General features: G+C 68.8%; 5 protein-coding genes. 4 read left to right on the forward strand and 1 reads right to left on the reverse strand.

The window, feature by feature from the left end:
* Nucleotides 1-1,365 (reverse strand): aldehyde dehydrogenase (gene adh, locus Q0480_RS17440; RefSeq protein ID WP_299134923.1); only part of this gene is annotated, 1,365 nt, incomplete at its 3' end.
* Nucleotides 1,366-1,576: 211 nt separating this feature from the next.
* On the opposite strand from adh, the gene Q0480_RS17445 reads away from it, so the two are divergent.
* The 4 genes from Q0480_RS17445 (at nucleotide 1,577) to glpD (ending at nucleotide 6,782) form a co-directional block, all read left to right on the forward strand.
* The gene (locus Q0480_RS17445) at nucleotides 1,577-2,653 is read left to right on the forward strand and encodes a sigma-54-dependent Fis family transcriptional regulator (protein ID WP_299134925.1); all 1,077 of its coding nucleotides are present in this window, start codon (nucleotides 1,577-1,579) and stop codon (nucleotides 2,651-2,653) included.
* A 419-nt stretch (nucleotides 2,654-3,072) separates the two neighbouring features.
* Nucleotides 3,073-4,290, forward strand: a complete 1,218-nt coding sequence (locus Q0480_RS17450; RefSeq protein WP_299134927.1) for an acyl-CoA dehydrogenase — start codon at nucleotides 3,073-3,075, stop codon at nucleotides 4,288-4,290.
* Nucleotides 4,291-4,515: 225 nt separating this feature from the next.
* Nucleotides 4,516-5,286: a DeoR/GlpR family DNA-binding transcription regulator gene (locus Q0480_RS17455; protein ID WP_299134928.1), complete on the forward strand. Its 771-nt coding sequence runs from the start codon at nucleotides 4,516-4,518 to the stop codon at nucleotides 5,284-5,286.
* Entirely contained in the window at nucleotides 5,283-6,782 is a 1,500-nt protein-coding gene (gene glpD / locus Q0480_RS17460; RefSeq protein WP_299134929.1) for a glycerol-3-phosphate dehydrogenase, read from the forward strand. The genes Q0480_RS17455 and glpD overlap by 4 nt, the downstream gene beginning before the upstream one ends.
* Nucleotides 6,783-7,219: the final 437 nt, after the last annotated feature.

The raw sequence follows: 7,219 nt of genomic DNA on the forward strand, positions 1-7,219 counted from the left end.
GGTCCAGACACGACCGGCCTGGATGGCGCGGCCGAAGCGGTAGGCGCGGTTGCCGTCGCGGCTCCACACGCCCGAGCCGAGGCCGTAGAGCGTGTCGTTGGCGATCTCGAGCGCCTCTTCGTCGTTCTTGAAGGTCGTGACCGAGACGACCGGCCCGAAGATCTCCTCCTGGAAGACCCGCATCTTGTTGTGGCCCTTCAGCACCGTCGGCTTCACGTAGAAGCCGCTGGCGAGGTCGCCTTCGAGCATGTTGCGCTCGCCGCCCGCCAGAACGTCGGCGCCTTCCTGCCGGCCGATGTCGAGATAGGAGAGGATCTTCTCCATCTGCTCGGAGGAGGCCTGCGCGCCGATCATCGTCGAGGGGTCGAGCGGGTCGCCCTGCTTGATCGCGGCGACGCGCTTCAGCGCCCGCTCCATGAAGCGGTCATAGATCGACTCATGGATCAGCGCGCGGCTGGGGCAGGTGCAGACCTCGCCCTGGTTCAGCGCGAACATGGTGAAGCCTTCGAGCGCCTTGTCGAAGAAATCGTCATCCTCGGCCGCCACGTCCGCGAAGAAGATGTTCGGGGACTTGCCGCCGAGCTCCAGCGTGACCGGGATCAGGTTCTGGCTCGCATACTGCATGATGAGCCGGCCGGTCGTGGTCTCGCCGGTGAAGGCGATCTTGGCGATCCGGTTCGAGGAGGCGAGCGGCTTGCCCGCTTCGAGCCCGAAGCCGTTGACGATGTTGAGCACGCCCGGCGGCAGGAGGTCGCCCACCACCTCGGCCCAGACGAGGATCGAGGCCGGGGTCTGCTCGGCCGGCTTCAGCACCACGCAGTTGCCGGCGGCGAGCGCCGGGGCGAGCTTCCAGCAGGCCATCAGCAGCGGGAAGTTCCAGGGGATGATCTGCCCGACCACGCCGAGCGGCTCATGGAAGTGATAGGCGACGGTATCGTTGTCGATTTCCGACAGCGAGCCTTCCTGCGCGCGCAGGCAGCCGGCGAAATAGCGGAAATGATCGATGGCGAGCGGCACGTCGGCGGCCATCGTCTCGCGAATCGGCTTGCCGTTGTCCCAGGTCTCGGCGGTGGCGATCAGTTCGAGGTTTTCCTCCATCCGATCGGCGATCAGGTTCAGGATCCGCGCGCGCGCCGCCGGGGCGGTGTGGCCCCAGGCTTCGCGGGCGGCGTGCGCGGCGTCGAGCGCCCGGTCCACGTCCACGGCGCTCGACCGGGCGATCGAGGTGATGACCTTGCCGTTGATCGGCGAGGTATTCTCGAAATAGCGCCCGTCGGCTGGCTCGACCCACTGGCCGCCGATGAAGTTGCCGTAGCGTTCCTTGAACGGCGCCTTGCGGGCCGAGATCTTGTCGAGAACGGTCATGTTGAATTCCTCCGTGTCGTCGGGCTGTGCCCGCTATTGTCATTGTCCTTGAGGCTGCGGCTCGCCCGCGCGCCGAGTCAATAGCGCCCGGATCGCTCCAGACGGAAGGATGAATGGACTTTCGGGGGAATCCGGATAGGCTCGTCGCACGAAACAACAGTCAAGAAACGACCGTCGCAAAAAGCGACAGGTGGGAGGAGTGGCGCGAGACATGATCCGATATGGTGATTCGCGGATCGCGACGGCCAGAAACCAGTTCTTCGGCGAGGGCCGGCTGCCGGCCGATCAGGTGGGGCACGCGGTGCTGCGCTCCTGGATCCGCTGCGCCGAAATGGGATTTCGCGAGCGGGCGACACCGGCGCCCGACCCGCTGACCCAGGGCGAACTGCGCCATCTGCACGAGCGGCACGCCCGTTTCACCCGGCTCTGCCGACCGGAGCTCGAACTGCTGGCCGCCGAGGCGCGCGAGACGGGAAGCGTGGTGATCCTGACCGACGCCGCCGGCATGATCCTCGATTCGCTCGGCGACACGGCCTTCGCCGGCCGCGCCGCCCAGGTGGCCCTGCGCCCCGGCGTGGACTGGAGCGAGGCGAACACCGGCACCAATGCGATCGGCGTCGCCCTCGCCGAGCGACGCGCGGTCGCGATCCATGGCGCCGAGCATTTCTTCGACGGGCACGAGCTTCTCAGCTGCGCCGCGACACCGATCGTCGATCCGCGCGGCGCGATGCTCGGTGTGCTCGACATCTCCGGCTCATCGGGCATTCCGCATACCCACGCGCTGGGGCTCCTGCGGATGGCGGTGAGCCAGATCGAGCATCGCCTGCTGCGCCAGCGGTTCGAGGGCTGCCGCGTGCTGAGGCTGCACAGCGACCCCTCCATGCTCGGCACGGTGCGCGAGGGCGTGCTCGTCTTCCGCGATGGGATCCTGGTGGCGGCGAACCGCCGCGGGCTCGGGATCGTCGGGCTCGACTGGGACGCGCTCGACCACACCGCCTTCGGCGAGCTTTTCGAAGGCGCGCCCGGTGGCCGCGGCGCGGCGACGCTGCGCGGCGCCAAGGGCGAGGTCTTCGCCTGCGACTGGCAGGACGCGGGCGGCGGCGAGCCGGCGCTCCTCGGCGAGCCGGCGCCAGGGCCCGAGACGCTCCACGACGCGGAGACGGGCCTCATCCTCGACACCCTGCGCCAGTGCGGCGGCAATGTCAGCGCGGCCGCCCGCCGCCTCGGCATCCACCGCAGCACCATCCACCGCCGCCTGACCGCGAGCGGCGCCCCTCCGCTGCAATAATAGGCATCCGGTCGGACTTCGGCGATCGGGACGGACCGCCTCCGCGGCCAGCCGGAGCGCGCAATGCGCGCGAGTCTTCTGGTTTGTTTCGCGCCCGTTGGCGCGAAGCGGCTGCTCTCCAGGTGGGCAAACCTGCATGAACGCGGCGGTTCTCCTCGGCAGGCGGCGCCGACGCGATCCGAAAGCAGCGGTCCAGAGGACACGTGGCGATGGTGGGGGTGACAGACCAGTACCCGCCTTGTCGAGATCCCGACTATCCGTTGACCGCTGACGGCCCCTGGCGGCGGCGCCGAAGAGCGGCGTCCGAGCGCTCCCCGGTCGGCGATCGCGGGTCGTGGCGAGACGTGATCGCGAAGCATTGCCGGCCACCGCGAGACTATCTACCAAGGGAGACCCCATCGAATCCCCCGGAGGCGCCGATGACGCACGCGACGACGCCTGAGACCGCCCGCGCCAAGCTCGCGGGTTTCGTCTGGGACGATGCCTTCCTTCTCGACGAGCAGCTCTCCGAGGAAGAACGGATGGTCCGCGATACCGCGCGGGACTATGCCCAGGATCGGCTGGCGAGTCGTGTGACGGAGGCGAACCGGAACGAAAACTTCGACCGGGCGATCATGACCGAGATGGGGGCGCTCGGCCTGCTCGGCGCGACGATCCCCGAGGAATTCGGCGGGGCCGGGGTCAACTACGTTTCCTACGGGCTGATCTCGCGGGAAGTCGAGCGGGTCGATTCCGGCTATCGCAGCGCGATGAGCGTTCAGTCGAGCCTCGTCATGCACCCGATCTTCGCCTACGGCACCGACGCGCAGCGGGCGAAATACCTGCCGAAGCTCGCGACCGGCGAGTGGGTCGGCTGCTTCGGCCTGACCGAGCCCGACCACGGGTCGGACCCGGGGTCGATGATCACCCGGGCGAAGCGGGTCGACGGCGGCTATTCCGTCTCTGGCGCGAAAAACTGGATCACCAACAGCCCGATCGCCGACGTCTTCGTCGTCTGGGCCAAGTCGGACGCGCATGGCGGCAAGATCAAGGGGTTCCTGCTCGACAAGGGAATGAAGGGGCTGTTCGCGCCGAAGATCGAAGGCAAGTTCAGCTTGCGCGCCTCGATCACCGGAATGATCCAGATGGACGAGGTCTTCGTTCCGGAGGAAAATCTCCTGCCCCATGTCGAGGGCCTCGCGGGGCCGTTCGGCTGCCTCAATCGGGCGCGGTTCGGCATCGCCTGGGGCGCGCTCGGCGCGGCGGAATTCTGCTGGCACGCCGCGCGCGCCTATACGATGGAGCGCAGGCAATTCGGTCGACCGCTGGCGCAGACGCAGCTGATCCAGAAGAAGCTCGCCGACATGATGACCGAGATCAGCCTCGGGTCGCAGGGCGCGCTGCGGTTGGGCCGACTGTTCGATCAGGGGCGCGCGCCGGCCGAGCTCATTTCGCTCATGAAGCGCAACAACTGCGGCAAGGCGCTGGAGATCGCGCGGATGGCGCGGGACATGCATGGCGGCAACGGCGTCTCCGACGAGTACGGGGTGATCCGCCACGTGATGAATCTCGAGGCGGTCAATACCTACGAGGGCACGCATGACGTGCATGCCCTGATCCTCGGCCGCGCACAGACCGGGCTGCAGGCCTTTTTCTGATCGGGCGGCGACGATTTGTCTTCGTGGCCGACGGTCTGGCCTTCGGCGACCGTCTGGCACCGAGGGCATAGGCGGACATCGAAGGCATACGCATCGAATATCTTTACCAAGGCGTTGTGCCGTCATCGTGGTTCATTTCAATCGCGATGAACGGCCCGCTGACAAGTTTGACTTTCGAATGAAAGTCGGCAACGTGCGAATGAGCATCGTAGCGATCAGACCACCATGCAACTCAGCGAACGACAAACCGGGATCCTCCAGCGCGCCCGGGCCCTCGGCCGGGTGGAGGTCGAGGCCCTGGCGGCGGAATACGATGTCAGCACCCAGACCATCCGCCGCGACCTGAACGAACTGTCGCGCGGCGGCCTGCTCGCGCGGCACCATGGCGGCGCGCGCGCCGCCACGCAGGTGGTGAATTTCGCCTATGCCGAGCGGCGCGGCCTCGCGGGGCCGGCCAAGCGGGCGATCGGCGTGGCCGCCGCCGCCATGGTGCCGGACGGCTGTTCGATCATCCTCAATATCGGCACCACGACCGAGGAAGTGGCGCGGGCGCTGGTCGATCGGCGCGATCTCGTCGTCGTCACCAACAATCTCAACGTCGTCGGCATCCTGTCCGGCACGCCGCGCAAGGAGATCATCCTCGCCGGCGGGTTGGTGCGGCAGAGCGACGGCGCCATCGTCGGCGACGAGGCGGTCGGCTTCATCCGCGGCTTCAAGGCCGATTTCGCCTTCATCGGCACCTCGGCGCTCGACGAGGACGGCGCGATCCTCGACTATGACATGCGCGAGGTCGCGGTCGCCCGCGCCATCATCGCCAATGCGCGCCGCGCCATCCTCGTCAGCGACTCGCAGAAGTTCGACCGAAGCGCGCCGGTCCGCATCTGCGGTGTCGGCGATCTGCACGCCTTCGTCACCGACGCCGCCCCGCCGCGCGGCTTCGCGCTGGCCTGCGAGCGGGCCGGCGTGCTGGTCGAGGTGGCGGGGGCGGGATCTTGAGCGCGGCGTTCGACCTTCTGGTGATCGGCGGCGGGGTCAACGGCTGCGCCATCGCCCGCGACGCCGCCGGCCGCGGCCTTTCGGTGATGCTGGTCGAGCAGGGCGACCTCGCGCAGGCCACCTCCTCCGCCTCGACCAAGCTGTTTCACGGCGGGTTGCGCTATCTCGAATATTACGAGTTCCGGCTGGTGCGGGAATCGCTGATCGAGCGCGAGACCCTGCTCCGCGCGATGCCGCACATCTCGCATCCCCTGCGCTTCGTGCTGCCGCGTCACGCGGGGCTGCGGCCGGCGTGGCTGCTTCGGCTGGGGCTGTTCATCTACGACCATCTCGGCGGGCGGGAGATCCTGCCGCCGACGCGAACGCTCGATCTCGCCAGTGATCCGGCCGGGGCACCGCTGAAACCGACCTTCCGCAAGGCATTCGAATATTCCGACTGCTGGGTCGACGACGCGCGGCTCGTCGTGCTGAACGCCTGCGACGCCGCCGACCGGGGCGCCGAGATCCGCACCCGCGTCCGGTTCGAGCGGGCCGTGCGCGCCGGCGACGGCTGGAACGCGACGATCCGCGGCGGCGCGGGGCTGGAGACGGTTTCCGCGCGGGCCATCGTCAACGCCGCCGGTCCCTGGGTCGGCGACGTGATCCGCGACGGATTCGCGGCGACCGCCGCCGGCGACGCGCGGCTGGTGCGGGGTAGCCATATCGTCACCCGCCGGCTCTTCGCGCATGACCGCGCCTATATCTTCCAGCAGCGGGACGGGCGGATCGTCTTCGCCATTCCCTACGAAGGCGACTTCACCCTGATCGGCACCACCGACATCGAGCATGACGGCCCGCCGGGCGCCGCCGCCTGCTCAGCCGAGGAGCGGGACTATCTCCTCGCCGCCGTCTCGGACTATTTCGCCGCCCCGGTGCGGGCCTCGGACGTGGTCTGGAGCTATTCCGGGGTGCGGCCGCTGTTCGACGACGGCGCCACCTCGGCCAGCGCCGCGACGCGCGACTATGTGCTCAAGGTGCGGGAGGAGGCCGGGCGGGCGCCGGTGCTCGACATCTTCGGCGGCAAGATCACCACGCATCGCCGGCTCGCCGAGGCCGCGCTGGAGAAACTGCGCCCGTGGTTTCCGCGCCTGCCCGCCGCCTGGACCGCCGGCGTCCCGCTGCCCGGCGGCGGCTTCGCCTGGGACGCCGGACCGGCGCTGGCGGCCGACTTGCGCGCGGCGCATCCCTTCCTCGACGCCGCCTGGGCCGCGCGCCTCGTCCGCCTCTATGGCACCGAGGCGGCGACGCTGCTCGCCGGAGCGCGGACCGCGGCCGATCTCGGCGAGGATTTCGGCGCGACGCTGACCGAGCGCGAAATCCTGTGGCTGCGAGACCGCGAATGGGCCCGGACGGCGGAGGATATCCTCTGGCGCCGCACCAAGCTCGGCCTCCGCCTCACCCCCGCCCAAGCCGCCCGCGTCGAGACCTATCTCGGCACCCCGGACAAGGCCGCCTGAGGTCGATCAGGCGGCAGGGAAACCCGCGGCTCGCCGCCGGATCCCGCCGTTTTTTTTGGCCATTTCGCCGCGCGGATTTACAGCGGCCGCGTCGTACCGACCCGCCGGTGGCAGGTCGCGGCGGCCGCGCGCCCGGAGGAAACCCACCGAGGGCGCGCGGGGGGAAGAATTTCTCCGGGAGCTTTGATCTCGGGACGGGCATGCGGGGGGGCCTGATATCAAATCCGCTTGATTGCTTCGCCTTTGCCTGCGCCTTGCACCGCCGGGACCTCGCATAGCCGCAGAAGGCTGCGCCCCTGTCGATGTCCCTGTCGCCCGCCAGCACCATCCGGGCTATGCGCGATGTCCGAGCTTTCACTGCGCGATTTCGAGGCTACGCGAAATCGTGACGGGCATGCCCTGCGGGGGGCATGACCGTTTTCAACGGTCAAGCCGGG

The organism is uncultured Amaricoccus sp., from assembly GCF_937891315.1.
Taxonomy (GTDB): domain Bacteria; phylum Pseudomonadota; class Alphaproteobacteria; order Rhodobacterales; family Rhodobacteraceae; genus Amaricoccus.

Coding starts and splice junctions, on each gene's coding strand:
- Q0480_RS17445 (WP_299134925.1), top strand. CDS start 1,577: ATGATCCGATATGGTGATTCGCGGATCGCGACGGCCAGAAACCAGTTC.
- Q0480_RS17450 (WP_299134927.1), top strand. CDS start 3,073: ATGACGCACGCGACGACGCCTGAGACCGCCCGCGCCAAGCTCGCGGGT.
- Q0480_RS17455 (WP_299134928.1), top strand. CDS start 4,516: ATGCAACTCAGCGAACGACAAACCGGGATCCTCCAGCGCGCCCGGGCC.